General features: G+C 60.9%; 12 protein-coding genes. 9 read left to right on the forward strand and 3 right to left on the reverse strand.

Going from position 1 to position 15,587, the window contains the following annotated elements; genetic code table 11:
• Positions 1-79: 79 nt before the first annotated feature.
• The 3 genes from PSQ40_RS19930 to PSQ40_RS19940 all read right to left on the reverse strand — a co-directional run bounded on the left by PSQ40_RS19930 (position 80) and on the right by PSQ40_RS19940 (position 2,710).
• Positions 80-397, reverse strand: a complete 318-nt coding sequence (locus PSQ40_RS19930; protein ID WP_027476790.1) for a DUF1153 domain-containing protein — start codon at positions 395-397, stop codon at positions 80-82.
• Positions 398-499: 102 nt separating this feature from the next.
• Positions 500-1,651, reverse strand: coding sequence for a GDP-mannose 4,6-dehydratase (gene gmd / locus PSQ40_RS19935; RefSeq protein ID WP_273953640.1), 1,152 nt, complete (start codon positions 1,649-1,651; stop codon positions 500-502).
• Positions 1,652-1,726: 75 nt separating this feature from the next.
• Positions 1,727-2,710, reverse strand: a complete 984-nt coding sequence (locus PSQ40_RS19940; protein WP_273953641.1) for a GDP-L-fucose synthase family protein — start codon at positions 2,708-2,710, stop codon at positions 1,727-1,729.
• A 449-nt stretch (positions 2,711-3,159) separates the two neighbouring features.
• Between PSQ40_RS19940 and PSQ40_RS19945 the strand changes: the two genes are divergently transcribed.
• From PSQ40_RS19945 to PSQ40_RS19985, 9 genes are all read left to right on the forward strand, one after another.
• Positions 3,160-3,675, forward strand: a complete 516-nt coding sequence (locus tag PSQ40_RS19945) for a hypothetical protein (RefSeq protein WP_273953642.1) — start codon at positions 3,160-3,162, stop codon at positions 3,673-3,675.
• Positions 3,676-3,987: 312 nt separating this feature from the next.
• On the forward strand, positions 3,988-5,394 hold the full coding sequence (locus tag PSQ40_RS19950) for an O-antigen ligase family protein (RefSeq protein WP_273953643.1): 1,407 nt from the start codon (positions 3,988-3,990) through the stop codon (positions 5,392-5,394).
• 1 nt (position 5,395) lies between these two features.
• Positions 5,396-7,330 carry a bifunctional diguanylate cyclase/phosphodiesterase gene (locus tag PSQ40_RS19955; RefSeq protein ID WP_273953644.1) on the forward strand — a complete coding sequence of 645 codons (1,935 nt, stop codon included), beginning with the start codon at positions 5,396-5,398 and terminating at the stop codon, positions 7,328-7,330.
• Positions 7,331-7,486: 156 nt separating this feature from the next.
• Positions 7,487-8,515: a UDP-glucose 4-epimerase GalE gene (galE, locus tag PSQ40_RS19960; RefSeq protein ID WP_273953645.1), complete on the forward strand. Its 1,029-nt coding sequence runs from the start codon at positions 7,487-7,489 to the stop codon at positions 8,513-8,515.
• Between the two features lie 9 nt (positions 8,516-8,524).
• Positions 8,525-9,604, forward strand: coding sequence for a UDP-glucose 4-epimerase GalE (galE, locus tag PSQ40_RS19965; protein ID WP_273953646.1), 1,080 nt, complete (start codon positions 8,525-8,527; stop codon positions 9,602-9,604).
• A complete protein-coding gene (locus tag PSQ40_RS19970) occupies positions 9,493-10,584 on the forward strand; it encodes an acyltransferase family protein (protein WP_273953647.1) in 1,092 nt (363 codons plus the stop codon). Before galE (PSQ40_RS19965) ends, PSQ40_RS19970 begins: the two co-directional genes overlap by 112 nt.
• A 175-nt stretch (positions 10,585-10,759) precedes the next feature.
• Positions 10,760-11,281, forward strand: coding sequence for a GDP-mannose mannosyl hydrolase (locus PSQ40_RS19975; protein WP_273953648.1), 522 nt, complete (start codon positions 10,760-10,762; stop codon positions 11,279-11,281).
• Between the two features lie 90 nt (positions 11,282-11,371).
• Positions 11,372-12,187 carry a helix-turn-helix transcriptional regulator gene (locus PSQ40_RS19980; RefSeq protein ID WP_273953649.1) on the forward strand — a complete coding sequence of 272 codons (816 nt, stop codon included), beginning with the start codon at positions 11,372-11,374 and terminating at the stop codon, positions 12,185-12,187.
• A 229-nt stretch (positions 12,188-12,416) separates the two neighbouring features.
• Positions 12,417-15,416, forward strand: a complete 3,000-nt coding sequence (locus PSQ40_RS19985) for a hypothetical protein (RefSeq protein ID WP_273953650.1) — start codon at positions 12,417-12,419, stop codon at positions 15,414-15,416.
• Positions 15,417-15,587: the final 171 nt, after the last annotated feature.

The following is a 15,587-nucleotide window of genomic DNA, read 5'->3' on the forward strand; positions in this document are numbered from 1 at the left end:
GGGATCTGGAACCACTGGCAAAGCTTCACGAGGCTGACCACAATCCCGTCTTCAGCCAATCCCTGCTGAAGGCTGAGGATCATTTCTCGTCCTCGTTGCCCAGCAGGGAGGCCAGCTTTTTTCGAGCGCGCAGCTCCAACATTGCTTCGCCGTAGGCTTGCTGCAGATCACTGAGCTGGCGTTCGTACTGCTCTTTGATTTCCAGAGGCTTGCTGCGCAGCGCGTTCTCCATGCCGCGCTTGCCTTCATCGACCCACTGTTCAACCTCAGAAGGGTTGAGGTCGTAGGCCCGACTGGCCTCAGAGACCGTGGTCTTGCCTTGAATGATGTCTAGGACCAAAGCCGTCTTTCTCTTGGCCGTCCAACGCTTGATGTCGTCTTCCATCAGGGTGCTCATCTGTGTTTCCTTTCAACGATAACACCTGAGCAGGAAATCACTGGGTCAATACATCAGAGATGCAAATCTCATCTGAGGCTGGCATTGTTTCCAAGGTGTTTTTTATTCGTGATGGTTGTACGCCTTAAATCCTGCCATCTTCACCAAGGCATCCTTGCGTGCCGATTCGTAGTCGGAGAGAACCATTTCCTTGACCAGTTCTGCCAGGGTAATCTTCGGCTTCCATCCGAGTTTTGCATGTGCATTCGATGGGTCACCCAGCAGGGTTTCTACTTCAGTGGGACGGTAGTAGCGAGGATCAACACGCACGACCACATCACCGACCTTGCACTTGGCCTTGTCGCCAGTGACTGATTCCACAATACCGATCTCTGCTTCACCTTCGCCTTCAAAACGCAGTTTCACACCCAGTTCTGCGGCGGCAAACTCTACAAACTGACGAACGCTGTACTGCACGCCCGTGGCAATGACAAAGTCTTCGGCTTGTTGTTGCTGCAGCATCAGCCACTGCATTTCGACGTAGTCTTTCGCGTGGCCCCAGTCACGCAAAGCGCTCATGTTGCCCAGGTACAGGCAGTCTTGCAGGCCCAGGGCAATGCGGGCAATGGCGCGGGTGATCTTGCGGGTGACGAAGGTTTCGCCACGCACGGGGCTTTCGTGGTTGAACAAGATACCGTTGCAGGCATAAATGCCGTAGGCCTCACGGTAGTTCACCGTGATCCAGTAGGCATACAGCTTGGCCACAGCGTAGGGGCTGCGCGGGTAGAAGGGGGTGGTTTCCTTTTGCGGGATCTCTTGCACCAAGCCATACAACTCGCTGGTGCTGGCTTGGTAGAAGCGGGTTTTCTTCTCCAGCTTCAGGATTCGGATGGCTTCCAAGATGCGCAGTGCGCCAATGCCGTCTGCATTGGCGGTGTATTCGGGTTCTTCAAAGCTGACGGCCACGTGGCTTTGGGCGGCCAAGTTGTAAATCTCGTCCGGCTGCACTTGCTGGATGATGCGGATCAGGCTGGTCGAATCAGTCAGGTCACCATGGTGCAGGATGAACTTGCGGCCCGTTTCATGCGGGTCTTGGTACAAGTGGTCGATGCGGTCGGTGTTGAACAAGCTGCTGCGGCGCTTGATGCCGTGCACCTCGTAGCCTTTTTCCAGCAGCAGTTCGGCCAGATAAGACCCGTCTTGACCGGTCACGCCGGTGATCAGCGCCACTTTGCGGGCGTTGGCGGTGGTGGTAGGTTGACCCTGATTGCTCATTTTGGTTTTCTCTCTGATTGAATTTGAAGGTATTCGTTAGATAGTGCTGCTGTGCTGGGCCGCTACAGCCTTTGATCAGTCGCGAAACGCGCCTTCGGCTTGGCGCTTCAAGAAGTCAGCGTAAGCAAGGCCGATACCAGCGCGCAGGTCCACCTTGGGCGACCAGCCCATGCTGGTCAGCCGGCCCACGTCCATCAGCTTGCGGGGGGTGCCGTCAGGTTTGGTGGTGTCCCAAACCACCTCGCCGGTGTAGCCCACCACCTCGCTAACCAGTTGGGTCAGGTCTTTGATGCTCAAGTCATTGCCACAGCCCACGTTGACCAGGGGCGGGTATACCGACAACAAACTGTCAAATCGGTCGTCAGGCAAGCCCATCAAGTAAACGCAGGCGTCGGCCATGTCGTCGCTGTATAAAAACTCGCGCAACGGGGTGCCCGTGCCCCAGGCAGGCACTTGGGCATCGCCGCGCAGCTTGGCCTCATGAAACTTGCGAATCAACGCCGGCAGCACATGGCTGTTTTGCAGGTTGTAGTTGTCGCCAGGTCCGTACAGGTTGGTGGGCATGGCGGCCAGGAATCGGGTGCCGTACTGGCGGTTGTAGGCGGAGCACATCTCAATGCCAGCAATCTTGGCCAGCGCGTACGGGCGGTTGGTGGGCTCCAGCGGGCCGGTCAACAGGTGCTCTTCACGCATGGGTTGGGGGCATTCACGCGGGTAAATGCAGCTGGACCCCAAGAACAACAAGCGCTCCACGCCATGGCGCCACGCCGAATGGATGACGTTGGTCTGGATGGCCAGGTTGTCGCGGATGAACTCTGCGGGGTAGGTGTTGTTGGCCACAATGCCGCCCACTTTGGCTGCCGCCAAGTAGACATGGGTGGGCTTCTCTTTAGCAAAGAAGGCCTCCACCTGGTCCGCTTGGGTCAAGTCCAGTTCGGCGTGGGTGCGGGCGATGACGTTTTGGCCCTGTGCCGCCAGTTGCCTGACCAGTGCCGACCCGACCAAGCCGCGGTGGCCAGCCACATAGACACGTTTGTTTGCTTGTTCTGTAGAACTCATCCCTCGGGTCCCTGACTTGGTTGCTTTACAAACACACATTATCGCCAAGGGGTGTGCGGTTTTACATACAAACCCTAGGAATTGGGGCCTGTCTAACGGTGGTGTTGCGGGCAAGTCGCACCTGCAGACCAGCCCGTCAGGTTCAGTTGCAGGGGGCGATGCAACGCCCAGGAAGCTTTTCGTTCGACGTTGGGGCGCCGGTAGCCCGTCTGGGGCCGCAACCCTCTAACGCTTGCTTGCGTGACCAAGTGATGCATGTGACAGATCTCTGTCGGCTTGAATTCAATTTGGCGACAATTATTTTGATAATCACCAAAATGGTGTGCTTTCTATCGGCATTTTGATCAGATCACCACTTTGGGTGGCTTGATGCGCTGCACAAAAAAGTTGTTGCGAGCGAACGGCTTTGTTAAACTTGTGCTACTCGTAATTCCAACAGAGAGGTCATCATGAGCAATCTCATCAAGAAGTCCCTGATCGCTGTGAGCATTGCCGCTCTTGGCGTCTCCGCTTTCGCTGCTTTCGCACCGGGCATGTCTGCCACGGCTGCAGAGGCTGAAGTCAAGACCATGATCGCGCAAGGCGCTTCGGCTGAAGCCATCGCCGCTGCCGCCCTGGCTGCAGGCGTGTCACCCGGCGCCATCACCACGGCCCTGCTGGCCGCTGGCCAGAACGCAGCTGCCGTCGTGGCTGCTGTGGTGGCTGCCGGTCAAGGCGCTGATTCGGTGGTGACGGCTGTTGCCGCTGCTGCCAAGGCCGCTGGCGTGCCCACCAGCGTGATCACCACTGCAGCCATCGGTGCCGGTGCCAGCACCACCACCGTGACGGCAGCCACTGCCAGCGGCGGCGCCACCGGCGCTGGTGCTGGTGACGGCGGTGGCACCTCGTCGGGTGCCAGCAGCTTCTCGTCGGCTCCTGCCTCCACTTCGGCTGGTGGCGGCGGCGGCGGCGGCAGCCGCAGCTAAGCCGGCCTCAGGGCTCGCTTCATAAAAGGTAGCTTCGCGCTGCCTTTTTTTTTGCTCGGATTCTGGTGAATGGGTGGGCAACGCTAGACTAATCGGTATCGGCTTTATCCAGCTGGCCCGGGGTTCACCACTCGGTGTTGGCGTGATGTTGTCAGTCACCCAGTCAACGGCGCGTTCAAGCGGGTACCCATCGAAGTAGAACAGAGCAAAGTCGAACAAATAATTAACAGGTCAGGGATGGCATTGACAACAAAGAGCAGAAGCCGGGGCGGGGGCAGCACCCCACCTTACGACCCCGATGACGCACAGCCTGTGCGAGACGCGTGGGTGTTTTGGGGCCTGTTGGCCTTGCTGGTTTGGGCGCCCTTGCCTTTGGGCAGCAACCGCACCTTTGCGATTGGCATTTTGGTGTTTTGGGTGTTTGTGTTGCTGGCGGGGGCCCTGTGGGCTTGGCGGGGTCAGGCCGATGCCGCCTGGCAGCGGGTGGCGCTGTTCAAGTGGCCCTTGATGATGCTGGGGGCCTTTGTGCTGCTGGTCTGGTTTCAGACCCTGCAGCTGCCTGAGGCCTGGGTCAAGGCGCTGTCGCCCGAGGCGTGGCGGGTGTTGGATGGCGTGGCGCCATTCCGCCTGTCGCTGGATGTGTTTCAGACCCGCATTTACGCGGCTTTGTCGACCGGGTATTTCTGCGCCTTTTTGCTGGTGCTGCTGACCGTGCGCGACCGGGCCCGGCTGGACCAGTTGGCCATGGGCCTGGTGGTGGCTGGGGTGTTGCAGGCGGTGTTGGCGGTGATGTTGTTCTCGGCCACCGCGCACTACCAGATCTATTTCTTTGATGTGCTGCACGACCGCACCAAGGGCTCGTTCGGCTACCACAACCACTTTGCGGGCTACATGGAGCTGTGCTTGTCGGTGGGTGTGGGCTTGATGCTGGCCCGCCTGGGCAATGACCACTCTCAAGGCTCGGGCTGGAAGCACGTGGTCGGCCGCATGCTGCAGTTTGTGCTCAGCCCCAAGATGCGCCTGCGCATGTTGCTGGTGGTGATGGTGATCGCCCTGGTGCTGACCCGGTCGCGCATGGGCAATGCGGGCTTTTTTGCCGCCCTGGTGGTGGTGGGTTTGATTGCCTTGGCGCTGACGCGCCGGTCCGCACCGGCCATGGTGACCTTGATCATCAGCTTGATCGTGGTGGACGTGGTGGTGGTGGGCTCTTGGGTGGGGCTGGAGAAGGTGGTGAACCGGGTGCAAGAGACCGCAGCCACCATCGATGGTGGTGGGGCTGAAGAATCCATCGAACAGCGCCAGCAGGCCGCCATGGCCGCATTGGACTTGGTGCGCGACTTTCCTTTGTTTGGCACCGGCGGGGGCAGCTTTTATGGCAGCTTCATGCGTTACCGCGCCACCGACAAAGTTTATTTTGACCACGCTCACAATGATTATGTTGAGCTGGCGGCAGATTATGGTTTGGTGGGTTTGGGGCTACTGGGGGCTTTTGTGCTGGTCACTTTTTATGCGGCAGCGCGCACGCTGGCCAAGCGCCGTACCTCATTGCCGCGGGGCATTGCCTTTGGCGTGATGATGGCGATTGTGTCCATTGCCATTCACAGTTGGGTCGACTTCAATTTGCAGCTGCCAGCCAATGTGCTGACGCTGATGGTCATCCTGGCCATGGGCTGGGTGGCGTATACCTTGCCTTCGGGCCGACACACGGGGGAGCATTGACATGACCTTGCGTCGTCAGATCATGTTGGCCATTTCGGCGGTCTTCATTTGCATTTTGATTGGATTGCTGGTGTTCAGCGTGCGGGGCACACGCGACTACCTTGAGCAGCAACTGGCCTCGCACGCGCAAGACGCGGCCACGGCCTTGTCGGTGCCTTTGGCCCAGTCGCTGTCGCGCGACGATGCCGTGCTGGCCGAGTTGAATGTGTCCAGTTTCTTTGACCGGGGGTTTTTCAAGCGCATCGTTGTCACCGACACCAAAGGCAAGGTGCTGGTCGAGCGCGAGTTGCCAGCCAAGGTGGCCAATGTGCCTGAATGGTTCACCAACGCCTTCCCCCTGGCCCCGCCCGGTGGCGAGGCTTTTGTCAGCGCGGGCTGGCGGCAACTGGGCCGGGTGGTGGTGCAAAGCCAGCCCGAGCACGCTTACCAATACCTGTGGAACTCGGCCCGCGAGGTGGCGATTTGGGTCACGCTGGCCTATGGCGTGGCACTACTGCTGTCGCATTTGCTGTTGCAGGTGATTTTGAACCCGCTGTACGCCATCGAGCGCTCGGCCCGCGCGGTGCAAGAGCGCCGCTTTGAGCAGATTCTGACCAAGCCCGCCGCCCGTGAATTGGCCCGCGTGGTGCGCGCCATGAACGACATGTCGCGCCGCATTGCCGAGATTCTGGACACCGAGACCGCCAAGGCCGAGGCTTTTCGCAAGCAGGTGCTGCACGACGAGCTGACCGGCCTGGACAACCGTCGCAGTTTTGACCTGCACTTGGGCGAGTTGTTGACCGGCCCCGACCCTGTTGCCCACGGCATGGTGATTGGCCTGGAGATCAATGGCCTCAAAGAGCTGAACACCGGCGTCAGCTACCAGCGCGGCAATGCCCTGCTGCAGGCGGTGGCGCGCATCAGCGGTGTGGTGCTGACCAATTCGGCCAGCATTCGCGCGCGCTTGGGAGGGTCGTCGTTTGGCTTCGTGCTGATGGACGTCAACTTTGACGAGGGCAAGTCCTGGTGCCAAGAGCTGCTCAGCAACCTCGAGGAGGTGTTTGCCGGGGTGCAGGACGAGGGGGTGTCGTGCAGCGTGGGGGCGGTGCCCTTCAAGGTGGGCGAGTCCAAGGGCCACTTGATGGCCCGCCTGGACCTGGCCATCGAGGCCGCACGCCAGTCGGGCCGCAACACCATGTTTGCCAGCAACCACCTGGTGTCCGAACAAGACGCCCTGGGGTCCGAGCGCTGGCGTGCGCTGATTCAGCACGCCCTCAACGACAACCGTTGGCGCCTGCTGGCCCAGCCCGTGGTGCACCTGAGCGACCAGACCCTCGTGCACATCGAGCTGATGGCGCGTCTGCTGGACGAGGACAACGCCATGGTGCCCGCCGCCAGCTTTGTGCCCATGGCCACCCGCCACAAGCTGATGCCCGAGGTGGACCGCGCCGTGGTGCTACTGGCCTGCGCCCGCCTGCAAGCCAGCGACGCCACCCCGATGGCCATCAACGTGTCGCTGCAAAGCGTTTGCCAGCGCTCGTTTGTCGAATGGCTGCGCGGCGTGCTGCGCGAACAGGGCACCAAGGCCAAGCTGCTGTCGTTTGAGATGAGCTGCTTTGGCGTGTCGCAAGACGTGGACGCCTCGCGCGCCTTTGCCAGCATGGTGCGCAGCCAGGGCGCGCGCTTTGGCATTGACCGCCTGGGCCTGGACCGCGTGTCCACCCGCGTGCTGCGCCAGTTGCCGCCTGACTACGTCAAGCTCGACAGCGTGTTGTCGCACGAGGTCGACGGCGAGCAGACCGCCGCCGATTGGGTCAACTCGATTGCGTCGCTGGCCCGGTCGATGGATGTGCAGGTCATTGCCCAAGGCGTGGACACCGAAGAAAAGGCCCGCCGCCTGGTGGGCACCTACGACGCAGGGCAGGGCTATTTCTTTGGCAAGCCCGAGCCGCTGTAAGGCATGAAGCAAGCGCAGGGTCTGGTGGCCCGCGCTTTGCTTGGTGGTGGGTGGTACCAAGCCTGTCGCAGGGCTTGCGTGCACCTGGCCCCGGACCATTCAAAACCGGGGTGATGGTGAATCCGTAAAAATAAGCGTTATCAGAGGGAGTGGTTCATGATTTTGTTGACTGGCGGCGCGGGCTACATTGCCAGCCACACCGGGGTGGCGTTGGCGCAGGCCGGCATCCCGTATGTGGTGCTCGACAACTTTTGCAACAGCCAGCCGGGCGTGTTGGCCCGCATGGGGGTGTTGGGGGGCATCAGCCCCATTTTTGTGCAAGGTGACGTGCGTGATGCGGCCACCCTGGACGATTTGTTTTCGCGCTATCCCATCACCGGTGTGATTCACTTTGCTGGGCTCAAGGCGGTGGGTGATTCAGTGGCCGACCCTGCGCTGTATTACGACAACAATGTGTCGGGGACGATTACCTTGATTCGCGCCATGGAGCGCGCAGGCGTCAAACAGTTTGTGTTTTCTTCATCGGCCACGGTGTACGGCAACAGCGACGCATCGCCGCTCAATGAGTCGGCACCACTGTCGCCCATCAACCCCTACGGTCAAAGCAAGTTGATGGTCGAATACATCTTGCGTGATGTGGCGGCCGCCCATGCAGACTGGCGTGTGGCCTGCCTGCGTTACTTCAACCCGGTGGGGGCGCACACCAGCGGCTTGATGGGTGAAGACCCCCGTGGTGTGCCTGGCAACCTGATGCCCTTCATTGGCCAGGTGGCCGTGGGACGGCGGCCCGAGTTGAACGTGTTTGGCAACGATTACCCCACCCCTGACGGGACGGGCGTGCGTGACTACATCCACGTCATGGATCTGGCCGATGGGCACTTGGCTGCGCTGCGCTACCTGCAAGGCGAACCGTCGGGCAGCAACTGCTTGATGGTCAACCTGGGCACGGGGCAGGGCATCTCGGTGTTGCAAATGGTGCAGGCTTTCGAACAGCACACGGGGCAAAAGGTCCCCTACAAAGTTGCTCCGCGTCGAGCAGGGGACCTGGCCAGCTATTACGCCGACCCCAGTTTGGCCAACCGTGTCTTGGGCTGGAAGGCCAAGCGCGGACTCAAAGAAATGTGCGAGGACAGTTGGCGTTGGCAGCACCGCAACCCCAACGGTTACGCGGACCCTGCCACCTGAGTGGCACCCATGATCCTGCTGACCGGGGGCACCGGTTACATCGCCAGCCACACCGCCGTCGCCTTGGCCCAGGCCGGTTGGCGCTGTGTGTTGCTGGACAACCTGGCCAACAGCCCGGCCTCCACTGTGCAGGCGCTGACGCGCATCACCGGCTCGGCCCCCGTGTGGGTGCAGGGCGATGTGCGCGACGGGACTTTGCTGGACGACCTGCTGGCCCGCTACCCCATTCAAGCGGTGGTGCATGCCGCCAGCCTCAAGGCGGTGGGCGAGGGGGGGGCGCAGCCCAGCCTGTATTACGACAGCAACGTGTCCGGCACCCTCAGCCTGTTGCAGGCCATGCAGCGCGCCGGTTTGCGCCGCCTGGTGTTCTCATCCTCGTCCACGGTGTATGGCAACCCCAGCCAGACCTGCCTGGACGAAAACGCCCCGTTGGCTCCGCTGAGCCCTGAGGCCCGCACCAAGGTCATGGTGGAACAGATCCTGACCGATGTGGCCGCCAGCCACCCGGACTGGCGCATCACCAGCTTGCGCTGCTTCAACCCCGTGGGGGCCCACCCCAGCGGCCTGCTGGGCGAGGCGCCCCGTGGCCAGACGCTCAACCTGCTGACAGTGATGGCCCAGGCCGCTGCCAGGCAGCGCCCGCCCTTGAGCCTGTTTGGCAACGACTACCCCACGCCCGACGGCACCGGAGTGCGCGACTACATCCACGTCATGGATCTGGGCCAGGGCCACCTGGCGGCGCTGCGTCAAATGCTGTCGCCCGAGGTGGATGGCAGTAGCGGACAAGGTGCTGTCCCCCGTGCCGATGGGCCTGCCGCAGCTTCAGCCGCAGCCGCTTGGCCCCAGCGGTACCAGGTGCTGAACCTGGGGCGGGGGCAGGGCGTGTCGGTGTTGCAGTTGCTGCAGGCTTTTGAGCAACACACCGGTCAGCGCGTGCCCTACCAGGTGGCGCCGCGACGCTTGGGCGACGCCGCCTGTTGGTTTGCCGACACCCGCCGCGCGCAGCACGCCCTGGGCTGGCAGGCCGAGTTGGGCTTGGCGGAGATGTGCACGGGGGCCTGGCGCTGGCAGCAGCGATCACATCGCTGAGAATCACCATTTGGCGTGAATTACTCTATATTTTATTTTTGCTGACTGGAATTTTTATGAGGTATGGGTCTCTTGATTTTTTAAAATTGCTTTTGGCTCTAATGGTGGTTGCTCTTCATTCGAGTGTGTTTTTTGATGTTAATAGAGATCTTTCTTTTTATTTGGTCAATGGTCTCTTTAGGATTGCGGTTCCTATTTTTTTTGTTATTGGTGGGTTCTTTTTTGTAGATGCTGTTAATTCGCTTCTAAAGTTGAAAAGTTGGGCTTTGCGGCTAGTTAAGTTGTATCTTTTTTGGATGGTTGTCTATTCTCCATTTTATTTTATTGATCAGCTTGATAAGGGGTTTGTTCGATTGATTAAAGAGTTAGTTGTTGGCTATTGGCATTTGTGGTATGTCTCTGCCTTGATTTTTTCTGGAGTGTTTTGTTATTTTTGCTCTCAGATTGGACTGCGGTGGAAGCTTTTTTGTTTATTTTTTTTGTATGTTGTTGGTGTATTTTTTCAGTACTATTCTGTTTTAAGTGGAAAAAACTTTCCTTATTGGTTTTATAGAAATTTCATTTTTTTTGGAATTCCTATGTTTGGATTGGGATTCTTGTATAGGCAGCACGTAGATTTTGCGAGTTTCTTAAAAAATAATCGTTTTTTGTTTCTGACCTTATTTTCTTGTCTTTATGTTATTGAGGTCTATTGTGTGAGGCACATTCTTGGGGTTAGTGACGCTGTGGACATGTATTTGACATTGTTTTTGCTATGTCCTGTTATTTTTTGTTGTACTCTCTCTATTGATTTTCGCCATTCTTTTTTCCATGCTAGGCTCCCGAATTTTATTTACTTTTCTCACCCATTGGGTATTCTTTTCCTAAATGGTTTTTCTTATTTTTCGCGATTCGAGGTTTTTTTGGTTTCTTCGGTTTTTTCTGTGATGTTGTACTTTGTTTTTTCATTTTTCCCTCGGTTGAGTAAGTCACTTTATTAATGTTGTTTTCATTTTTCTGGGATTTGTGGTTGATGAGTTTTTTAATGCTGTGAAATTGTGTGTTTGAATATGAAATTAATGTGGTTTGTTGCAAAATGTTTGTGTATGGACTCACAGTTCGGGCCAGTCTTGCTGAACTCTCACATATTTCGTAACGTATTCACAGCTTCAAACCATGACTGAGCTTCTTGCGACGGCCCCTGTGGTGGGCCACCTTGATTTGCCCACCTTCACCACCGTGGTGGCGGCCAGCCCCCTGGTGTCCATGGACCTGGTGCTGGTGCGTGACCAGCGCGAGGTGCTGCTGGGTTTGCGCAGCAACCGGCCTGCGCAGGGCTACTGGTTTGTGCCCGGGGGGCGCATCTACAAGAACGAACGCATGCAGGCCGCGCTGCAGCGCATTGCCCAGACCGAGCTGGGCCTGGGCGACGCACTGGGCCGCGGCCAGGTGCAGCCCCAGTGGCTGGGCAGTTACGAGCACTTTTATGACGACAGCTTCAGCGGGCAGCCCGGTGTGTCGACCCATTACGTGGTGTTGGCGCATGTGCTGCATGTGCCTGCGGGTTTTGAGCCCCCAAGCCGCGACGCCCAGCACCAGGACTGGCGCTGGTGGCCGCTGGCCGAGGCCGCGCGCAGCGAGCAGGTGCACCGCTTCAGCCGTGACTACCTGACGGGCGACTTGCCGTCGCCGCGCTGAGGCGCGCGCCGGATGCAAGCCCGCGTGCCCCACGGTGACCGAGCGCGACCCGACGTGATCCAACCAGTCCCCCAGTGACCTGAGCCCACCATGTCCTACCAGGCCATTCCCCGCGTGCTGGAGCAGCAGGCCGGCGCGGCCCCACCGCCGTCGTTTGCCGACGCGGTGGCGGCCGTGCTGCAGTGCGACCTGCCCGCGCAGCGGGTGGCGCAGGCCGTCACGCGGCTGGGGCGGGTGCCTGGCCAGGCGGCGGTGACGCAGGACCTGCGCGGTCTGTTGGCCCTGGACGTGGGCCCCACGGCGCAGGTGTTCAGGCGCCTGGCGTCGCGGCAGGCGCTGGTGGACATGTGGAACGCCTACAACACGCACGGCAATGTGCAGGCGCCGTCCATGCTGCAAGGGCAGGGCGACGGCTTGCACTGCGTGTTTCGGTTCGAGCAGCAGCAGGCCGACCGCACGCTGGAGCTGATGACCCATGTGTGGATCGAGATCTTGCAAGGCCTGATCCAGCGCCGGGCCGAGCGCGCGCCCCTCAGCCGCCCCGATGGCAGCGCGGCCAGCCTCAGCGAGCTGGCCCGCCTGATGAATGCGGGCAGCCTGGTCGAAGACGCGTGCACCTTTTTTGAGGTCCGGCCCGAGGCCCAGGTGCCCGACCTGGCCCGCCACCTGGCGCTGCACCCGCGCACCCTGGCCCGCCGCCTCGACGAGGTCGGCCTGACCCCGCTGGCCCTGAAGCGCGCCTGCGCCCTGGTGGGCGCCACCCGCGACCTGCTGGAAACCGACCTCAGCCTGACCACCATCGCAGCGCGCCATGGCTACAGCGACGGTGCCCACCTGACGCGCCAGGTGCGCCAGGCCACGGGCGGGTTTTCGCCCAGCGAGTTGCGGCGGCTGGTGCGCTGTTGAGGGGCTTGCAAGGTCCGGCCCTGGCCCGGGCACGGCCCCGGGAACGGGCCGGCAAGCGACTGCCGACCAAGCTGTCAAGCTGTCAAGCGGCGAGATGTTTCCCGTTTGTAATGTTGTGCAAACTTGGCAAGCCGTCGCGGACTAAGCTGCTGGCTCAAAAATGCAGGCCCCGCTGCCCGTGGCACAACGGGCGGGTGGGTGGCCGCAGGGAGTCCATCCAAGGGCCGATATGCACTTCATTCCAATTTTCAAGCGGCGCCTGGCAGCGGCTGCCGCCATCGTCACCACCAGCTTGTGGCTGAGCGCCTGCGGCGGCGGCGCCACGAGCGAAGCCTCAACACCGGTGTGCGCCTCGGGCACGTACTGCTCGGTCAACCTGCGCGTGGACTTGGCCGGGCTGGTTGCCACAGACCAGCGGGTGCAGTTGCGCCTGCTGCCCCTCAGCGGGACGGCGGACGCTCCGGTGGCGCAGCAGGCGCTCAGTTGCATGGCTTCGCAATGCCGCACGACGATCTCGCAAACCAACCTGGCGCCCGGGTATTACCGCCTGAATGCGCTGTCCGAGCAGGGGCAGTTTTTGGGCTCGGGGGTGTTCGAGATCGGCCACGGTGACGACGATGGCGTGCTCAATGTGGCCACCATCCTGGACCTGGAAAGCACGGGCTACTACGTGGCCAGCCTGTTGACCCAGGGGCAGTCGGCGTTTGAGGCCTCTGAGTTTTTGACGCAACTGAACGTGCTGACCGGGGCCAACTCCGATCCGGTGACCGAAATGCACGCCTTGGGGCGGTACTTCCTGCAGCAGGGCGGGCAGGACCCGGCCCAGCACGCCCCGCTGGTGGCCAAGCTGCGGGCCGATGTGGCCCAGGGCGTGGCCCCTTACGAGGACGGCGTGCTCGAGGCAGCAGACGTCCCGGCCACCCCGGCCAACGTATCGACCGGTGGCAGCTCGCTGAAGCTGGTCACCGGCCCGCTGGGTTTTGGGGCTTCGTTCTTGTTCCGGGGCTTTGTGCAGTCGGACGCTTTCAGGGACGACCCGGTGCAGGCGTCGCTGCACCTGCTCAAAGTGGCTCTGGGCATGTCCACTGATGTGAAGCGGCTGTTTGCCTCGGGCGGCGAAACCCGCAATGCACTCAACAAGATTGAAACCCGCCTGGCCAACCAGACGGCGGTCATTGTGGGTTTGGTCGACGAGCTGGCCCGGTTTCAGGAGCGCTACAACGCCAACCAACTGGTGGGCTCGCAAAACAACTTCTACGCGGCCATCAAGGCCATCGAGGCCTCGTCCGATCTGCTGGACCAGCTGAGCGAAAACCACCGCGGCTGCATCACCCTGTCCAATGGGGCCAGCGCCAACCTGGTCGGGCTCAGCCTGCGGGCCTACCTGGACCTGTTTGTTCAGCAGCCGCAGAACGACCCCAGTGGCCTGAAGCGCAGCTACAACTTCACCTGCCTCAGCGACAACCTGGCGCAGATCTACAACGACCAGCGCATGAGCCAGTTGCGGCTGCTGCACGAGGCGCTGACGGAGGACACCGGGGTCGCGTCGCTGACCGCGCAGATCGCCGTCGCCTTGAAGGCCGCCACTGTGCAGTACCCCAACAACGCACTGCGCGGGCGGTCCGACGCCAAGGTGCGCTTGCTCAGCGATTCGTACGCCATGTACAACGCCTTGCTGGCCAAGCACATGGGGGATCTGGGGCGCGCCTCGGCCATCTATGCCCACATTTACGACGGGCTGTTTTACGCGCGTGAGCAGTTTCCGGTCTTGCGCACGCGCTTGTACTCGGGGGAGAACCTGACCTCGTCCCTGCCTGCGCGCTTCAACCAAGCCGCCAACGCCCAGCCCGGCACCAACGCCTGCCACGACGCCAGCGGACAGTTTTTTGACCTGAGCCGGCTGGACCTGGAGTTGCAGATGCGCTGCCGCTTCGAGATGGTCATGGGCTACCGGGCGCAGCAGACGGCCTCGATTGGCTTGTTGAATTTCAACAACGACCGTGACCTGTTGCGCACCCTGCCGGACGGCGCCTGGCGTGACGACTGCCGGGTCAAAGGCCTGAATGTGCCCGACGGCCCAGTGGTGTTGGACTTTGACGGTGTCAATCTGTGGACCCTGTGTTCGGCCGATGACAAGGTGGCCAACTTGCCCACGGCGCGGCGATCGGTGGCTCGCTACGACCAGGACGGCGGGCTCAAATACCGCATGGTGAACGCCGAGATGATCAACTGCGCGGCGCTGCGGCAGGTGAAGGACTATGCCGAAACGGTGTGGCCCAAGGCCCTGGAGGGCAAGGACGATGCTGGCGCGGTGGCGATTGCGTGCGCCCTGCAAAACCTCAATGTGCCGGATGCCGAGCGCCGCTCCAACTGGGCCGTGGGGCACATCAATCTGGCCCGTTGCGGGGTCGAGGGCAGCAAACCAGCCCGCATTTCGGTCCAAGACGGTGTGCTGCGCTGCCAGGACCAGCACGAAAGCCAGGCCTACTGGGGCAAGTACAAGCTGCGCCTCACGGCAAGCGACACCTCAGGCCTGTTGCGGCGTCAGTTTGGCAATCAGTTTGGCGTGCGGACTGGGGTGATTGGCTTCAGCTCCATCGCGGGTGATCGTGCCATGTTGACGCCTGGCGACACCAGCATCAGCGTGGCTGATCGCCGCGGCAATGCGTTTGGACGTTCCGTGGGCGGTCGACGCGACATCACGGAGGAGGGCCGCGCGATGTTGTTCGACATCGATGCCCGGGCCTACACCGCCGCGAATATTGGCGACCTGTTGATCCACGAGATGCGCTACCACAAGGTGATCGAAATACCGCAGAGCGCGGTCACCCAGGCGGCGTTCTCTGACCGGGTCTTGAGCGACCAAGAGGCGGCGCTGATCAAGAAACGCAACCACCCCTGGTTCCCGCTGCTGGTGTATCGCCACTTTGCGATGGGCATGGGCGTGCGCTACGACACCGTTCTGTTTCTGAACGGCAACCGTTTCTTCTCGATCTACCTGCGTTGTCCTGAGTACGATTCGGGGTGCAAGATGCAAAGCCCTCAATCCAACGATGACAACACCAACCGCAGTGCGCAGGTGCAACTGACGTTTGGCAACGCCGAGCGATGGGGCCCCGTCAAGCTGCGTCGCTACGACAACAACACGTTGCAGGGCGACGTGGCGGTGCCCGGCTACCGCGACGAATTCACCTCCACCTACGCCTACCTCACGGTGGGCCGCAACTGAGGTGGTGGGGGCCGGGGGCACAGGTGACCCCGGCGCATGCAGCAAATCCACTGGGCCCCCGGTCACCGCGATCTGCGCATGGCGGTGGGTCATGCTTGGTGGCGGTGGGCTGGGTCGTGACCTTGAGTGAGGGCGGGTGAGCGGGGCCTCCTCAACCAGGCGGTTGGCCAG

Origin of the sequence: Curvibacter cyanobacteriorum (assembly GCF_028649475.1) — a bacterium.
In the GTDB taxonomy this organism is placed as follows: domain Bacteria; phylum Pseudomonadota; class Gammaproteobacteria; order Burkholderiales; family Burkholderiaceae_C; genus Curvibacter; species Curvibacter cyanobacteriorum.